The sequence below is a fragment of the Halocatena pleomorpha genome (genome assembly GCF_003862495.1).
Classification (GTDB): Archaea; Halobacteriota; Halobacteria; order Halobacteriales; family Haloarculaceae; genus Halocatena; species Halocatena pleomorpha.
Genome location: NZ_RRCH01000022.1, coordinates 16,328 through 32,369 on the forward strand (window position 1 = coordinate 16,328; position 16,042 = coordinate 32,369).

General features: G+C 56.3%; 13 protein-coding genes and 1 CRISPR repeat array. Of the genes, 3 read left to right on the plus strand and 10 right to left on the minus strand.

The window, feature by feature from the left end; genetic code table 11:
* Nucleotides 1-63 precede the first annotated feature (63 nt).
* Nucleotides 64-1,554 carry a cysteine--tRNA ligase gene (gene cysS / locus EIK79_RS09960; RefSeq protein ID WP_124954975.1) on the minus strand — a complete coding sequence of 497 codons (1,491 nt, stop codon included), beginning with the start codon at nucleotides 1,552-1,554 and terminating at the stop codon, nucleotides 64-66.
* Nucleotides 1,555-1,669: 115 nt separating this feature from the next.
* Here cysS and EIK79_RS09965 point away from each other — a divergent pair, with 115 nt between their 5' ends.
* Together EIK79_RS09965 and EIK79_RS09970 are read left to right on the plus strand one after the other, a co-directional pair.
* The gene (locus EIK79_RS09965; protein WP_124954976.1) at nucleotides 1,670-2,587 is read left to right on the plus strand and encodes a CbiX/SirB N-terminal domain-containing protein; all 918 of its coding nucleotides are present in this window, start codon (nucleotides 1,670-1,672) and stop codon (nucleotides 2,585-2,587) included.
* Between the two features lie 127 nt (nucleotides 2,588-2,714).
* A complete protein-coding gene (locus EIK79_RS09970) occupies nucleotides 2,715-3,821 on the plus strand; it encodes a DR2241 family protein (protein WP_124955120.1) in 1,107 nt (368 codons plus the stop codon).
* Between the two features lie 139 nt (nucleotides 3,822-3,960).
* Here EIK79_RS09970 and EIK79_RS18070 read toward each other — a convergent pair whose 3' ends face one another.
* The 8 genes from EIK79_RS18070 to EIK79_RS10005 form a co-directional block, all read right to left on the minus strand.
* Entirely contained in the window at nucleotides 3,961-4,128 is a 168-nt protein-coding gene (locus tag EIK79_RS18070) for a hypothetical protein (protein WP_185715583.1), read from the minus strand.
* 445 nt (nucleotides 4,129-4,573) lie between these two features.
* A CRISPR array of direct repeats spans nucleotides 4,574-4,976; the repeat unit is 37 nt; unit sequence GTTTCAATGCCTGAGTTGCCGCTGGCACAGTTGAAAG.
* A gap of 133 nt (nucleotides 4,977-5,109) precedes the next feature.
* Nucleotides 5,110-5,349, minus strand: coding sequence for a hypothetical protein (locus EIK79_RS09975; RefSeq protein ID WP_124954977.1), 240 nt, complete (start codon nucleotides 5,347-5,349; stop codon nucleotides 5,110-5,112).
* A 618-nt stretch (nucleotides 5,350-5,967) separates the two neighbouring features.
* Nucleotides 5,968-7,101, minus strand: coding sequence for a type III-A CRISPR-associated RAMP protein Csm5 (gene csm5, locus EIK79_RS09980; protein WP_124954978.1), 1,134 nt, complete (start codon nucleotides 7,099-7,101; stop codon nucleotides 5,968-5,970).
* Nucleotides 7,098-8,168 carry a type III-A CRISPR-associated RAMP protein Csm4 gene (gene csm4 / locus EIK79_RS09985; protein WP_124954979.1) on the minus strand — a complete coding sequence of 357 codons (1,071 nt, stop codon included), beginning with the start codon at nucleotides 8,166-8,168 and terminating at the stop codon, nucleotides 7,098-7,100. Before csm4 ends, csm5 begins: the two co-directional genes overlap by 4 nt.
* 3 nt (nucleotides 8,169-8,171) lie before the next feature.
* On the minus strand, nucleotides 8,172-8,909 hold the full coding sequence (gene csm3 / locus EIK79_RS09990; RefSeq protein ID WP_124954980.1) for a type III-A CRISPR-associated RAMP protein Csm3: 738 nt from the start codon (nucleotides 8,907-8,909) through the stop codon (nucleotides 8,172-8,174).
* Nucleotides 8,909-9,283 (minus strand): type III-A CRISPR-associated protein Csm2, encoded by a 375-nt coding sequence (csm2, locus tag EIK79_RS09995; RefSeq protein WP_124954981.1) that lies wholly within the window; start codon nucleotides 9,281-9,283, stop codon nucleotides 8,909-8,911. Before csm2 ends, csm3 begins: the two co-directional genes overlap by 1 nt.
* A 6-nt stretch (nucleotides 9,284-9,289) precedes the next feature.
* Nucleotides 9,290-11,725 (minus strand): type III-A CRISPR-associated protein Cas10/Csm1, encoded by a 2,436-nt coding sequence (cas10, locus tag EIK79_RS10000; protein ID WP_124954982.1) that lies wholly within the window; start codon nucleotides 11,723-11,725, stop codon nucleotides 9,290-9,292.
* Nucleotides 11,722-12,942, minus strand: coding sequence for a CRISPR-associated DxTHG motif protein (locus tag EIK79_RS10005; RefSeq protein WP_124954983.1), 1,221 nt, complete (start codon nucleotides 12,940-12,942; stop codon nucleotides 11,722-11,724). Before EIK79_RS10005 ends, cas10 begins: the two co-directional genes overlap by 4 nt.
* A gap of 55 nt (nucleotides 12,943-12,997) precedes the next feature.
* On the opposite strand from EIK79_RS10005, the gene cas6 reads away from it, so the two are divergent.
* Complete coding sequence (gene cas6 / locus EIK79_RS10010) at nucleotides 12,998-13,729, plus strand: CRISPR-associated endoribonuclease Cas6 (protein WP_185715584.1); 732 nt, start codon at nucleotides 12,998-13,000, stop codon at nucleotides 13,727-13,729.
* Here cas6 and EIK79_RS10015 read toward each other — a convergent pair whose 3' ends face one another.
* Nucleotides 13,730-15,949, minus strand: a complete 2,220-nt coding sequence (locus EIK79_RS10015; RefSeq protein WP_124954985.1) for a CDC48 family AAA ATPase — start codon at nucleotides 15,947-15,949, stop codon at nucleotides 13,730-13,732.
* Between the last annotated feature and the right edge of the window lie 93 nt (nucleotides 15,950-16,042).

Here is a 16,042-nt window from a genome sequence, read left to right on the forward strand (position 1 = left end):
TGTTATACTGATGTCGTTGAGCTGGCTAATAACTTGTGGCCGAACGATCCCATTCACAACGCATCACGCATCCGGGAGCCGATACTCCGGGCCGTCGTCGGTGTCCTCGACTTCAACACCGAACTCCGTGAGCGAATCGCGGAGTGCATCAGCGCGTTCGTAGTTACCGTTGGCGCGTTCTTCCTCTCGGAGTTCGAGAACCAACTCGATCGCTTCGGTAGCGACGGTGACGGTTCCGCCGGTGTCGGTGTCGAACGCGAGTCCGAGCACGTCGCCTCCGAGGCGCTCGAACGCGTCGACTGCAGCTTTGAGACCCGTGTAGTCGTACTCGCTGTCTTCGGTGTGACGGTTGACGGCAGTGGCGATGTCGAGCAGCGCAGTCAGTGCTTCCCGAGTGTTGAAATCGTCGTCCATCGCCGCTTCGAACTCCGCGATCGCGTCAGCAACGGCAGTCCGGAGTCGCTCGTCGGTGACAGTTGCTATGGCATCGGCGCTGTCGAGCGCGCCGACTGCACGGTTGTAGGATCGTTCGAGCCGATCCCACCGCTCGGTTGCTTCGTGCAACGTTGCGTCAGAAAACGTCTGTCGGCTGTTGTACGCCGTCGACAGGAGGAACGTACGAACGCTGTTCGTGCCGACCGATTCGATCGCTTCCTGAACAGTCGAGAAGTTTCCGAGGCTCGAACTCATCTTCTCCTCACCGGTGTCTAACAGCCGAACGTGGAGCCAGTAGCGCGCAAACTGCTCGCCGGTCGCCGCCTCGCTCTGGGCGATCTCGTTTTCGTGGTGTGGGAACACGAGGTCCTGTCCGCCCATGTGAATATCGATGGTCTCATCGAGATGGGCCATCGACATCGCTGAGCACTCGATGTGCCACCCCGGTCGACCTTCCCCCCACGGTGACTCCCACGTGCAACTGGTTTGTGCCGCCGTTTCGGCGTCATGCGCGTCCTCGTGGCGGTGTGATTCAACCTCCTCGGGCGTGACACCCCCTGCCTTCCAGAGCGCGAAGTCCGTGGGATGGCGCTTTTCCGCTCGTTCGTCTTCAGGCCCTTGTGCTTGTAGCTCCTCGATCGACTGGTTCGAGAGCGCTCCGTACGACTCAAACCGTGTCGTGTCGAAGTACACCGACCCGTTGGATTCGTAGGCGTACCCCCGCTCGATCAGCGTTTCGATCAGTTCGATGATCTCGGGAATATGCTCGCTCACCCGTGGATACACCTCTGCCCGCTTGAGATTGAGCGCCCGCATGTCTTCGATCGTGCGCTCGGTGTAGGTTTGGGCGACCGCTTGCTCTGTCTCACCGAGATCGTCAGCACCGACGCGGGCGACGATCTTCTCGTTCACGTCGGTGACGTTCTCAACGTGGCGCACGTCGTACCCCCGGTGGGACAGCCACCGATCTATCACATCGGCGTGGACCCATAATCGCGCGTGTCCGAGATGGGCAGGGTCGGACGTGGTAAGCCCACAGACGTACAGGAGCACGCTGTCGTCTTCCGGCTCGAACGCCTCTTGCTCGCCCGTCAGTGTGTTCGACACACGTATCGTCATTACATGCCGGTACCACAGGGTGGCCTTTCAAGTCGTCGGAGCCGTGGGACTGATTCGTATTCTCCGTACCGCCCAGAACGAAGGCGATAACCTTACTCCACTCATAGCCGGGTGTATGTCTCGCGCCCACGCCCAATCCGGCACCGACACCAAGCAGGCGTTGGTCATCGTCGCCCACGGCTCGCATCTGAACCCGGATTCGAGCGCGCCGACGTTCGATCACGCTGACACCATCCGGGAATCCGGTGCGTTCGACGTGGTTCGGGAGGCGTTCTGGAAGGAAGAGCCGTCGATTCGGGAGGTGCTCCGCATTGTTGAGGCAGATGAGGTCTTCGTGGTCCCGTTGTTCATCAGCGAAGGGTATTTCACTGAACAGGTGATCCCGCGTGAACTCCGCCTTGATGGCTGGGATGTCTCGACGTGGGAGTCAGACGGCACCAGTGCCGACTACGCCACCTACGAGGCGGCGGACATCGGTTCAACGGTGCACTACTGTGGTCCCGTCGGTACGCACGATTCGATGGCTGATGTCATCATTCAGCGTGCCCGGAGTGTGACGGACGATCCGGCCGTCGGACCGGGCTTTGGGCTGGCTGTGGTTGGACACGGCACAGAACGTAACGAGAATAGCGCGAAAGCGATCCACTACCACGCCGATCGCATCCGCGAACAACACGATTTCGATGAAGTCAAGGCGTTGTTCATGGACGAGTCCCCAGAAGTCGACGATATCGCTGAACACTTCGACAGCGACGATGTCGTGGTCGTCCCCCTGTTCGTCGCTGACGGCTTTCACACACAGGAGGACATCCCGGCGGATATGGGTCTCCCGACTGATGGGCCCGGTGAGTACCCCGTTCCAGGGACGGTCGAGGACACCCGCATTTGGTACTCCGGTGCCGTCGGGACAGAACCGCTGTTGGCCGACGCGATTCTCGAACGAGCGAGCGACGCCGGAGCGGAGATCAGCGACGCGATCGAGCGGGTACGGCGATCGACCCGTGACCGGGATGTCGTCGTCGGAAAGCCGTGACCGGTCCGGACCGTGGCTATTTACCCCGCTTCGGACGGAGTAAACGTATGGAACGATATCTGCGACGACGATCACGATGGGTGTGTCGAACGTGCCCTGACACCCCGAGGAGGTGGGCGCTGTGACGATCCCTCAGTCCCACGTCGCGGCACTCCGGGACGCGGCCGAGTCCGGCGTCTCCTTCGACGGTCTCTCGGTCACTGTCGATGACGAAACCTACACGTTTGCCACTCCTGACGAGCGTCATACCGGATTGAGTGCTGCCGACCTTGCCGACATCGCAGCGGCCAACGACGCGTACGTCACCAACTGGCATTACTGGACGCGGATCGATCGCACGGACAGCGAACAGGAGTTTCTTCGATGGCTCGAACACGCCGACGAGCTGGCTGTCCCAGAGCGGTACGACAGCTTATCAGAGGACGGACTCACCCGCCTGTGGGGAGAGCTTTCCATCACGACGACGCTCGATGCGGGTAAGAACGAGGATGGGGATGGAGACCAGCGCCGGTATTCGATCCGTCACGAGGACGATATAGGGGCGGATCACGCGGAGCTCGCGGTGTACCACGACCCGCTTGACGCGCGTGAGGTCGCAAAACACGACGACGATGGACGTTATCGGCCGCTCAAAACCGCACCCACGCTCCAGACAGGCTGGGCGTTCACTGACCTGAATGGCCGTGCGTTGCTCCGAACGATCGATTTCCTCTATCCGGCGACGGTTCACAACTGGTATCTCGAACGACACGAGAACCTCGACGTGTCGCACTGGCGAGAGACGGCACAGCGACAGACAGGGATCTACGATCTCATCGAGGAACTCGACGGTGAACAGCTCGAATGGCTTACCGAAGCGTGTTGTGTGGATTCACAGTGTCTCAAGCGCCGCCAGTGGGACGAATCCGCTGACGAACCGCTTGACACACCCCGTGGTGATGGCGTGTTCCCGTGTCGGGAGCCGTGTTCGCTCGTCATTGCTGTCGCTCGAAAGCTGACGCTGCTCGAACGGGAACAGACGCACGAATACACGTTCGAACTCACCCCGAGCGAGAAAGAACAGCTCGAAACGCTCATCGACACCGTTGCGGACGGCCACACCGAGGAGATCCGGGAAGCCGACGCCGACAACGGTGCGAACAGATACCGCGCCAGATATCTCCGCGCAAAACGCTTCGACGAACACGGACAGCTCTCGGGAGCACCGACACCGGACGCCGACACTGAAAACTGAGACGCCTCGCTGCTACTTTCCTCCTCGCCGCGCTTCAATCGTTATTCATGCATCACGGTGCCACAGTCGGCGCACATCCAGATGCCATCTGCGTGTGTTTCCTTTATGAGGCTGCTGCCACACTCCGCGCATTCGTGTATCATTGTTCGTAGAGGTGCCGCTTTCGGAGCGGGTGAGGACTCCGAACTGTCTGTTTGAGGAGATCGTACTCCTCCTCTTTGATCTCTGTCAATAACGTTACGTCTCCAGTGTGAACGTGGATAAATAGCCGTTCATCTGGTCCTTGCAAGACCTCGGCGGTCGTCATCTCTCCCCCTCGATTGTCGATTCGTTGCTGTTGTGTTGTAAACTGGACTCACTGTCCATCATTGGTGTCTCGGTCACATCAGCAGTACTTTGGGTGACATGATCTGATCGGTTATCCAAACACATTGCTGATGTGATCTGCAACGATGTGGTCTAATATCTTAAATCATACAGAAACAGCAATCTCTTCCGCAAAAACGTGTTCGTACCGGTGTTTTCGTCCCGATTGCACCATCGACTGTGGTGTCCTATCGTGGGAACTCCGTCTTTCACGCGTTGTTTGTTAGTGTTTTGTTACTAGTGGTTGGGTGTTTTTGTTTGTTTTGCTACTTGATCGGTGGTATTGGTTGAGTGTCGATCCCTGTTGGTAGATCGTTTGGATGCCTTGGTGGGTGTTGGCGCAGTTGAAAGCACTGCTCAAACCCTATGAACGGAGAAACGAACGAGTTTCAATGCCTGAGTTGCCGCTGGCACAGTTGAAAGAACGCTTCATCCGACCCAAGCAGATAATCACGAATCGTTTCAATGCCTTCGTCGCCGCTGGCACAGTTGAAAGGCGCGATCCGCCAGATAATGACGGCGTCCGGCCAATGTTTCAATGCCTTCGTCGCTGCTGGCACAGTTGAAAGAGAGTATTGCCTCGCGGTTCACCGAGACACCGACAAAGTTTCAATGCCTGAGTTGCCGCTGGCACAGTTGAAAGCCCTTCACAAGATTCGTGACATGAGGCAGGAGTCTCGGTTTCAATGCCTGAGTTGCCGCTGGCACAGTTGAAAGGAAATTGAATGCCCCACCAATAGCATCTTGGAAGGTTTCAATGCCTGAGTTGCCGCTGGCACAGTTGAAAGAGGGGGTGAAAATCCGTGGAGCGATCCAATAAAGCTTTCTCCATCGGTCTCAGCGCCACCTCTCTTCGTGGACCCCCCCTGTACACGGACTTTATAAAGGTCCACGAAGGACCAGCAATACTGTCCGGATCCGGTCAGACGAGATCGAACTCGACGCCGTCGGTGACTGCTGTGACTACGGCATCGCACAGCTGGCAGTCCGGAGCACTCACGATCTCCTCGCCTGCCGTCTCGACGCCGATGCGAAGCGAGGTCTCACAGCCACACGCCGGACATTCGTCGGTTTTGGCCCAGCAGTAGCGCAGGATCGTCTCTTCGATGTCATTCTTGAGCACGTCGGTACCTTCAAGGTCGTTTGGATCAGAATCGAACATGGTCTTCTGGTTGCTATGGAGACCATTGTCGGGTGGTTCCAGCACCCGGCACCCACACAATCCGTGTGGGGCTTATCTCGTGTTCGGCCTCCGATCTCATCGTTGCCCCGTTATGATATAAAACTCTAGGCCATCGTGTCGATCGTGTCGTTGTATTGGTTCGTGTGCTCTGTGTGGGTGTGTCGGCTTTCGGTGGCGATGGATACGTGAGCGGTCAGGTCTCCGGTCGGGTGATGGTCGTGACCGCGTGTTGATGGAACTAACGGCTGTCGGGGTGGTGTGATGCTGTTAGGTTTGACTCAGTAGAATACGGAGTTCGTTCGCCAACGCGAGGATCCCGTTCTCATGTTTCAATGCCTTCGTCGCCGCTGGCACAGTTGAAAGATCCCGCTCATCGGGTGGTACTTCCGCGAAGAAGGGTTTCAATGCCTTCGTCACCGCTGGCACAGTTGAAAGCCACGAGTTGATGGCTCCTAACGGACTACATATCCGTTTCAATGCCTTCGTCACCGCTGGCACAGTTGAAAGAGGGGGTGAAAATCCGTGGAGCGATCCAATAAAGCTTTCTCCATCGGTCTCATCGACCGTCCTCTTCGTGGACCCCCCTGTACACGGACTTTATAAAGGTCCACGAAGCGAGGCCTCGATCCAGCCGAGGGGAGCGTAGGGTGAACCATTACGGAGAACGAATTCCCGCGTTTTCGGGAATCGAACGACATTCTCAAAATTCGGTACGATATCACCTTCAGAGCAACGTGAGCAGAACAGACGACTGGTAGATCGCCTATCCTTTCGCAGCGATCCTCCACAGTCAGCGTGTTTTAATCCGGCCTCAATGTTCGCGTTGATCCGCTTCGTTTCCGAAAGCGCCAGTGAGACGGTTTTCGAGTGGTGGCCGGTCCCGAAGCCGATTCGGAAGAACGGGCCAGTGGTGGGAAGCGTCGAATAAAACTCTACGATACCCTCCGTGTCGATCAACCGCTGGTCTTCGCGTCTGACCACCGCCTGAAACTGTTCGAGAGCAGCCGAGATTGTCGCTAACATTCCCTCCTCCGAGAGGTCATCCCCGAACACTGCTCGGGCCGTGGCTGTTGCCGATTCCCTATCGACCAACCGGTTCAGCAGCGGGGCATCCACGAGGATTTCGGTCGTGAGTTCCGTACCATCAACGAGACACTCCGCGTAGTTCGACCAGTGTTTCTTTCGTAACGTTCCAGATCGCTGTAACGAGTACGTTTTGGTCTCACAGAGGGCCAGTCGGTCGGTTGAGACAGGCTCCGTGTCTCGAACGGTCACACACCGCAATAGATCGTGTCGTGGGCCTTCGTCACCCACTCGAAAGTGCTCCTCAACTGAATTCCCATCGGTCCGGTTGAGGTGACTTCCATTGGTGAGCAGCCGGTAGGCGAGCGCTGTTCTAATCCATCCCTTGAGACTCGTGCCGGGAATGTACGGTGAACCAGTTCCATCTTTGATTGCGACTGAGACCTGACTGTTTCCGATTGAACCAGAGGAAACCCACGAGGAGAGTGTATACCGCGAATATTGACCCGTATGATCGAAAAACTCGCCTACTGGAGCGCCCCGCTCCATTGCGGCGACGAACGCCTGAATCTCGTCTGGATGCTCCCTGAAGTACGCATCTAGGTCCGGAACAGATGCTTGATCCTCATCGAACAGATATTCGTGCTTGTTTAGGGTTGTACCGGATCCGATGTGTGTCGGGGACCGTATCTTCAGATCCACCTTCATTTCGTCTCACCGGCGGAAGGAGACGCTGTTTGTGGAGTGATTCCAACGGGGAGCGAGTACCCGTACTGTTGGACTCCATGCTCGAAATGATCGGCAACGATGGGGTTGTAGCCATACGGTTCCTCGCGGTGTTCCCCGTCCGTTTTCTCGAATCTCCGGTCGACGGCCGTTTGTCGAGGTAAGATGGATCCCTCAGAAAGAGCAAGCACGCGCTTTTTCCAAATTGTGTCGGGGGATGCAAGTGAATTCTCGATGACGCCTTTCCGTGGCTCGATCTCATAATAACCGTTCGTCAAAAACGGTTCCAACTCCTCTGGGTGGGGTATACAGAGTGACAATGTACAAAAGAAGTCACCGTCCGGCTGTGGAAGATCAAACGATCTGACCCCGTCGAGACGGAACTGACCGTGTCCCACCGACCGATCGCCACCAATCCCACGATCTTGGGCCACGGAGAGACCATCGAGGACGAGATCGATATCACCCTCGACACAGACATGCAGCCCAGCAACATCCGAGAAGAACACGGCGTCTCGGTGATAAAGGGAACTGTCCGTTGCCATTGTCAACCGGTTGACAGCGTTACGCGTCCGTTCTGTTCTCCAGATTGGTTTTCGGTCCGATTCAGCTGGCAGCAGAAAGCGCCGATCGTGGACGTACTGACGCCCTCCGACTGTGATAGTTCCATTCTCATCAAAACCGGCCAGCAGCTCACTATCTGAGACCGTTCCAGCAGCGATCATCGAAAAGACCGATGCAGGAACGTATTCGATCTGTTGCCACACGTCCAGCGCTTCGAGACGCTCATCGGTCATCTCCCCAACTCCGGCGGACAGCATGGGGAGTCGCGGTGTCGCCAGCAGATACTCACGGTCATCCCTATCGAGCAGCGGAAACGCGGACGAGATACGAAACGGCGGACGATCCGCTTGGAACTGCGCCAGAACGTCTTCGAGACACTCAGTCCCCCGTACATCGCGGATCCCCCAGCAGATCGCCCCGAACAGCGTATCAGAGCGCGGTATCTCGCTGAATGGTCCGTCTGGTGAGAGCAATACCGATTCCATTGTTCACTTGATCTCGAGGATCTCTCTCACTTCGTCGAGCGTGTCGACCGATCTACCTTCCTGGTTCCCTGTGCGGTACCCGTCGGTGGTCCGGACCACGTACTCATCGTGGTGAAATGTGACCTTCCCGTAGCCACGCGAGCCGTTCCCCCCGAGTGATGAGCCTTCTAACAGGAACAATGCCCGCTCGATCGCGTTGAGATTGTCTGAATCATGGCGGCCACCATCATCGAGATCGTAGACGCCATAGACGAGCTCGTAGCTGAACTCGGACCCCCTTGGAACCCGCTCGTTGCTTCGAGGCTTCGCCTCTGTAGTCACTCGATTGATTGTGTTCTCCGTCTTAACTTCCGTGTACGGAAGTGCTGTATCCAACTGCCGCCATCGTTCGATCGTTTCCTCCGTGGGAAACGCGTCTCGAACCGAGAGACGACTCGGACCGGTTAGTGCCTCCGTCTCTGCAGTAGTACCAAATATTCGACAAATAGGGCATGTAACGGCATCTTCTCCCTCACAGACGTGTGGTTCGCCGTCATCCTCAATCATCCCTGCATCCCACTCCAACAGCGAACGCAGTTTTCCTTTGATCGACGATCCAGGTATGTAGGGATGTCCCGTGGTGGGACTTTTAACGATCGGTCCGTCAACCCCACCGATCTCCAAGGATCCTTCATCACCGATATGCAGTCCAGTCTGGCACTCAAGAACGCCATTGAATACCACGTGACCGAGCAGTTCCATCAGTTCTCCACCCCGACCTCAGTATAATACGAGTGATACGCGACTGTTGCTTCCATGATTCGAAAGAATATCTCCATATCTTCGTCACTACAATCTCCAACAACCAAATCCATGAATCTAGATATTTCATCCTTTACGTCTTGCATTTCTTCCTTCCGTGCAGCTGCATACGCTAGGTGTGGTTTGATGAGAAACAGTGTTTGCTTAGCCTGTTCTGTATCATCCTCAAACTTGAACTCGTTTTCTGCTCGTTTGATCTCTCCAAACACTTTTCGTAATTGGCTCGTGCTGACGTCGTTTTCAGCGAATCTTTTTCCGAGTCGCTCTCCTGTATTGTCTATCTTCCTGACTTGTTCTGGTGTTAGTGTTGTCATAATGAATCACCGTGTTGCAAGTGCTGTCCATGTCACTGGTACTGAAATCCACGGAAGCGCTGGTGGGATCTTCTCGTCCAACTCATTCATCGCTTTTTTAGAAGCATTTCTAGATAGAAGATATTTTATCTCCCATTCCTTCTCTACGCCAATATGTGTCCTGTTTGACTCCGTGTTTTTGGCTCGTTGTTCGACACTATCGGCAATATTGATGAGGGAATACACGAAGGAATTTGATATTTGTTCGATATGAATAAGATATTCGAATTGACAACCGAGATCGATCAGATCTAACATACTGGGATCGCCATCGCTGACCCAGCTCTGTGTCTCTCCGAACAGCCACGCGGCGTTTTTCTCCTGTGCGCCTTCCGAGAACGCCTTGGCGGCGTCGAGTCGCTCTTCTGCGTGTTCGATCGCCCGTCCGATCGGATATTTCGGTTTCATTCGGTAGAACCCCCCACTGATGGTGAGCGTCTCCGAGCAGTACGCCGCTAACTGCGCTCGGATCTCGCGCCCGAAATCGACTGCCTCGTCCCACGGTCCGACGAAAAACAGATCGTCACCACCCGAGAAGCCGATGTAGATCGGTGGAATGCGCTCGACACACTCCTCGTGAGGCAACTTTTGTTTGTCGATCAATCGATAGTAGGACGCCTCATCTGGTTCGCATTCATGCCGGTGTTCGACCGTCCGCTCGTCCAGCTCTTCGAGTTGTTCTTGACACGCCGAACACGCGTCATCAGCGTGCACGTAGGAACATTCCTTGGCGAGTGTATTGAGGTATCCCTCGAAGAACAGCGACAGCGTTCGCCCGATCGCACCGAGCCGGGCCGGGCCGTGATCCATCGCTGACGAGATCGTCCGCCCGAGATCGTCGATATCCATCTTCACTACGTGGTTGAACGCCTCCTCACCCCTGGCGAGTTGGGCTTGTTCAGGGAACGACCAGACGCGACTGATGCCACCATCATAGGGCACGGTCTTCCCGGTGAGGACGAACCCCCAAGGGTCGATTGAGTCAGGGCGCTCGGCCAAGTTCACCGAATACACCCGATCGGCCGTCCCGGCTGTAGAGGCGAACTGCCAGCAGACGGGACCATCAGACAGCTCCCGGCCGAACTGGAACTGATCGTCGTCCGTATCGTCCGGATCGGACTCGAATTCGAGTCGGAGAAACTTTGATTCGGGGAGCTTCTTGCCGATCGCTTCCTGTGTTTCACACTCCTGACACCGGTCTTCGCCGGGAGGTTTGTCGCCGCCACAGATCTGACACGGTTCGAATCGGGGTTCGTCGTTCCACTCGTCGATAATGGGTGTTTCATACTCCGACGCGATCGATTTCCCCTTTCTGAGCTTTCGCCTGTCGCTGTCGCGTGCCACGTGCTCGAACAGTCTCGAAAACGAGTCTGCCGAGCCGTCCGCGTGGGCGCAACCCACAACGAAGCTGAGTTCTCCTGCGAACCGTTCGAACAGTTCGGTATTGATTCCTCGCTCAAACTCTGCCAACCGCTCTGAGACGGTGCTGGTCCCTTCCGTCTCGATGGGTGGCACGACCGCGTAGAACTGCCCGCCGCCGCTCCAGACCACGCTCGTGCTCGGAAGTCCCATCTGCTCCAGAAACAGCGTGCTGAGGCTCTCAGTGAGCAGCCACAGCTGGGTGCTCCGGCCGCGCATTCGCTTGGCGATGTTGTCCTGAGCGTCATCGGCGTTTTTCACCCGGTGGAGGAATGACTGGATTCCTGAGAGATCGCCTTTCACAAGCGTGAAACACGATCTCTTCTCGTCTCTGTTCGTACTCTCCGTTTCGTTCGCAATCGCTCGGATATCGCCGGTTTCGAGATCGGATCGGTGGAGTGCAACGCCGATAGCGGCCGTCGTGCGCAGGTGATCGTACAGCGGGAGTGTGGGCGTATCGGGAAACGCCGGGACACACCATGTGTACTTTTCGAGGAGGTGTACGAGCGTCTCGTAGCTGTCCCCTTTCTCGACCGCATCGGTGAGTCCGTTCCACAGCTGTTCGTACCCAGATTCGGCCGTCTGGGAGTGATCTCCAGCGTTTTTCGGAAACAGCGTCTCCCGATCGATGGCCAGCCCCGAGAGTGGATACGTGTCCCTGATCTCATCCTCAGAAACGGCGTTGAACACGCTCTGAAGCCGGATCGGCTCCTCGTCCGTGGCGGCTCTCCCATGATCCGACGCGAGCTGACTCGCTGCCCGTACTACAAGCGCCTTCCGCCGAACCTCTGCAGAGATGTTCTGTGGGATCGAATCGGTGTGGTGCAGTTCAACCAGCTCAGCTGCTCGTTCGTCACCGATCCGTTCTCGGAGGAACGTCACCGTCTGCTCAACGTGATCGAGACCGGGGGTAGTCCGGCTTCGAAGCCGCCCGATCTCACTGAACAAACACGCCAGCTGGTAGGAGGGTACCGACTCCGTCATATGATCTCCGACCAGTATTCGTCGTCATCGATCTTTTCGCAGAGTTCGAGAACAGTGTTGTAGATCATGTCCTCCGAACGAATATCATCCGCCTTAAATCCGGAATGCGCATACCAATTTCGATAATCCTTAATTTCTTGCCATAGATTAATGGCGGCTATGTCGTCTATATTTTTCTCTTCTTGTTTCTTTGCCTTTGCATTGATCATCCTCGATGCGCACTCTCTGTTATTTCGATCAATCCACTCATCGAGACCGATCCCTACTGTGAGCATGAAGCGGTTGATGAACAATTCCCTCGCGCAGCCGAGTGCGAGCCGGTACCGATCGTACTCTGCGTAAAACTCGACGAGCTCCCGCTGTCGATCGATCTCGTCCATATCGAGTGCGATATCAGTATAATCATCGACAGCATCAACGGAAAATCGGTTAAGCCGCTCTGAAAGTGGATGCAAAAATCGTTCTTCAGGTCCGATAAGATCACTGTTGTCGATCTCTTGTATTGTGGCAAGAGCATCCTGAGCGGCTTTTCCTGCTCTGAGTGGTATCCCAGAGTCAAAATATCGGCTCGTTCCGTTGAGCTTTTTTACTAACTCTTCGAGAGCCTTAGAATTATCTGCATCTTCATCACGACACAACGCCACCTTTCGCTCCTTGAGAAGTCCGTGGACTGATCGAAGCTCTCCCGTTCGTTCGAACGTATTGATTGCGTGATACCACTCCATGAGTGTATGCAGATGGGTCATATCAATGACTGGCGTCACCTCACTTTCTGACTGAAATTCGCTGTAGTAGATTCCACCAATTTCAACGTTAGAAAGCGCATTCAGGTGGAGCACGGCGGCGAAAAATACCATCGGAAGCGAGCGAAAGCCGAATGTGATATCCAAAACAACCTGTTCATGATCGTGTTCCCGAATGAGTTCAATCAGTTCTCCAACTCGGGCATCGATTTCGGTTCGATTTTCCGCGACTGCGATCGTCTCGAATTCACACGGAACATCGATTTTCTCAAATGCCTCATTGAGTGCGTCGTCGTTTTTGGACGCTTTCTCAGTCCTCGCGATGAGTGCACGATCGATCTCCACCAGTTCAGCGAGTGCGACCGGACTGAACTTCGTTTCATAACTCTCACCATCGAGCACGTAACTCGTCTTCTTGTACCTGCTTTGATCTCCCGTCCCCATACTAGAGACGAGGAGTGTTTCTTCACGCATGAGTGACCGATCAAAGGTCGATACAGTTAATAAATCCTGTGACTCACGTTACGTCATGCGTTGTCTCGTGAAGCTCCGATCGACCCAACGACAATCGTACACCTCTGCCTACCACATCAAGCTTCAAGGCCTTCTCTACCAGATTCTCGCTGAAGCGGGATACGAATTCGTCCACGAAGAGAATCCATTCAAATTCGTAACCTTTTCGAATATCTTCCCACCGACAGACATGAACGAAGGTGATCGACGAACATGGCTTGTCGCCAGCCCCCATGAGCATCTCATCCAGAAGTTCTCGGAGACCATCGCGGACTACGACACCGTTTCGGTCGGTGAGCACCGGTACGCCGTCGAGTACACGTCGGAGTTCGAGCTCACGCCCGAGGAACACGCTGCCGTCGAAACCGGTACGCCGATCGTGGTACGGATCCCGGCAGCCCGGTGTGAATCGTACGGGATTGACGCGGAATACGACGACGTGTACTGGCGGTTGGAACATCCCACGGAGGCGTTCCAAGAAGAGATCGAGCAAAATCTCGCAACGAAATACCGACAGTACTACGACCGTGATCCTCCCGAGCGCCCGTACTTCACCGATCTAGCCCCGAAAAAGGAGGTGGCGATTCCGTTACACTACGATGATGGGGTGGTGCAGACGATCGGTACGACGTGGGAGCTACAGTACGACTGTCACACCCGCGCCGAACACCGACTGATGCGTTTGGCGTACAGCGCCGGACTCGGTGAGTTGAACACGACCGGATTCGGATTCATCAACAACGCGTGATCACTGGAAGCCGATCCGCTCGCCCTGTTGTTCGACCACGTCCTGACCGCCCCGGAACCGGTCTTCGATCTGTTCGTAATACCCGCGGATGTCGTCGGTGATCGTCGGCCGCACCGACTCCATCGCTTTGCGGAAGTGGCGCATCTCGACTTCTTCAGTTTCCGGATCGTCCCGAAGCGCTTCGATGGCAGCCTCCCGACAGATACTTTCGATGTCGCTGCCGACGTACCCGTTTGTGAGTTCTGCGAGTTCTCTGAGGCTCACGTCGGGAGCGAGCGGCGTCTCTTCCGTGTGGATCTGGAAGATCTGTTTCCGGCCTTCGAGTTCTGGCTCACCGATGTAGACCAGTCGATCGAACCGGCCCGAGCGGATGAGCGCGGGATCGATCATATCTGGTCGGTTGGTCGCAGCGATGACCATCACTTCTTCCATCTGTTCGAGTCCGTCGAGTTCGGTCAGCAGTTGGTTGACCACGCGCTCAGAGACGTTGGTGCCGACTTCTCCCCCGCGGTTGGGCGCGAGGCTGTCGAGTTCGTCGAAGAAGATGACCGTTGGTGAGACCTGCCGTCCTTTCCGGAACGTTTGGCGGATCGCCTTCTCCGATTCACCGACCCACTTCGAGAGCAACTGTGGCCCACGAACGCTGATGAAGTTGGCGTTCGTCTCGTTTGCCACTGCCTTGGCCATGAGCGTTTTGCCGGTGCCGGGTGGCCCGTACAGCAACACCCCCGACGGCGGGGAAATACCCAGCCGTTCGAACCGTTCGGGGCTGTTCATGGGCCATTCGATCGACTCTTGGACCTGACTTTTCGGATCGTTCAGTCCGCCCACGTCGTCCCACGTGATTTTCGGGAGTTCCACGAGCACCTCCCGCATCGCACTGGGATCGACTTCGTTGAGCGCGCCTTGGAAATCGCCGCGCTTGATGATCATCCGATCGATGAGACTCGGTGGGATGTCCTCCTCGTCAAGATCGATCTCGGGGAGATACCGCCGGAGCGCTTTCATCGCGGCCTCCTTGGTGAGCGATTCGATATCAGCACCGACGAACCCGTGGGTCTCGTCGGCGAGCGTGCTGAGGTTCACGTCGTCCGAAAGCGGCATCCCACGGGTGTGGATCTGTAGGATCTCCTCCCGTCCGGATTCGTCGGGAACGCCGATTTCGATCTCCCGATCGAACCGACCGGGGCGGCGAAGCGCCGGATCAACGCTGTCGACGCGGTTGGTCGCACCGATGACGATGACCTGACCACGCGATTCCAGTCCGTCCATCATCGTCAGCAGTTGGGCGACGACGCGGCGCTCGACTTCACCAGTAACGTCTTCCCGTTTAGGAGCGATCGAGTCGAGCTCGTCGATGAAGATGATTGCCGGAGACTCCTCGCTTGCGTCCTCGAAGATCTCTCGGAGTTGCTGTTCGGACTCGCCGTAATATTTCGAGATGATCTCCGGGCCGGCGATGGAGAAGAAACTCGCGGAGGTCTCGTTCGCTACGGCCTTTGCAAGCAGCGTTTTCCCCGTTCCGGGCGGTCCGTGGAGAAGGACGCCCTGTGGTGGCTCGATGCCGAGCTTCTTGAATATCTGGGGATGCTTCATCGGCAGTTCGACCATCTCTCGAACCCGCTGGATCTCGTTTTGGAGACCGCCGATGTCCTCGTACGTGATGCCAGCGCCACGGCTCTCGAACCCTGAAATCGGCTCCTCACGGAGTTCCACATCCGTATCTTCGGTGATGAGCACGACGCCCTCAGGCTCGGTTTCGACGGCAATCAACGGAATGGCCTGCCCCGGTGAGCGCATGAACGGATGATTCGTACTCGACATCACGGGTACGATGTCTCGTTGGGCGACCGGTCGCTTCATGATCTGGCGTTTCACCATCCCGGCCGCGTCGCTTCCGAACTGTACGCTCGCTTCCTCTGGGGGTGCGAGCACGAGCTGCTCGGCTTTGTTCGCTTCTGCTTTCCGGATCTTGACCCGCTCACCGATCCCAACATCAGCGTTCTGTCGGGTGAACCCGTCAATGCGAACCGTATCGGTGTTCCAGTCCTGCCGGTCTGCCCGCCATACCTTCGCGGCGGTCGTATCGCTGCCCTCTATTTCGATGATGTCGCCCGGACTCAGCTTCAAATGAAGCAGTGTGTCTGGGTCGAGACGAGCGATCCCACGTCCCGAATCGTTCGGGTACGCCTTTGCCACCTCCAGTTGGACTTCATTCATGGTACTGCGCGGTTAGTAGAAATCGGCCCCCCTGAGTGATAGCCCTTTTGCTCGCGGTACGGACATGAATCGGATTAATGTCACGTTCGATTG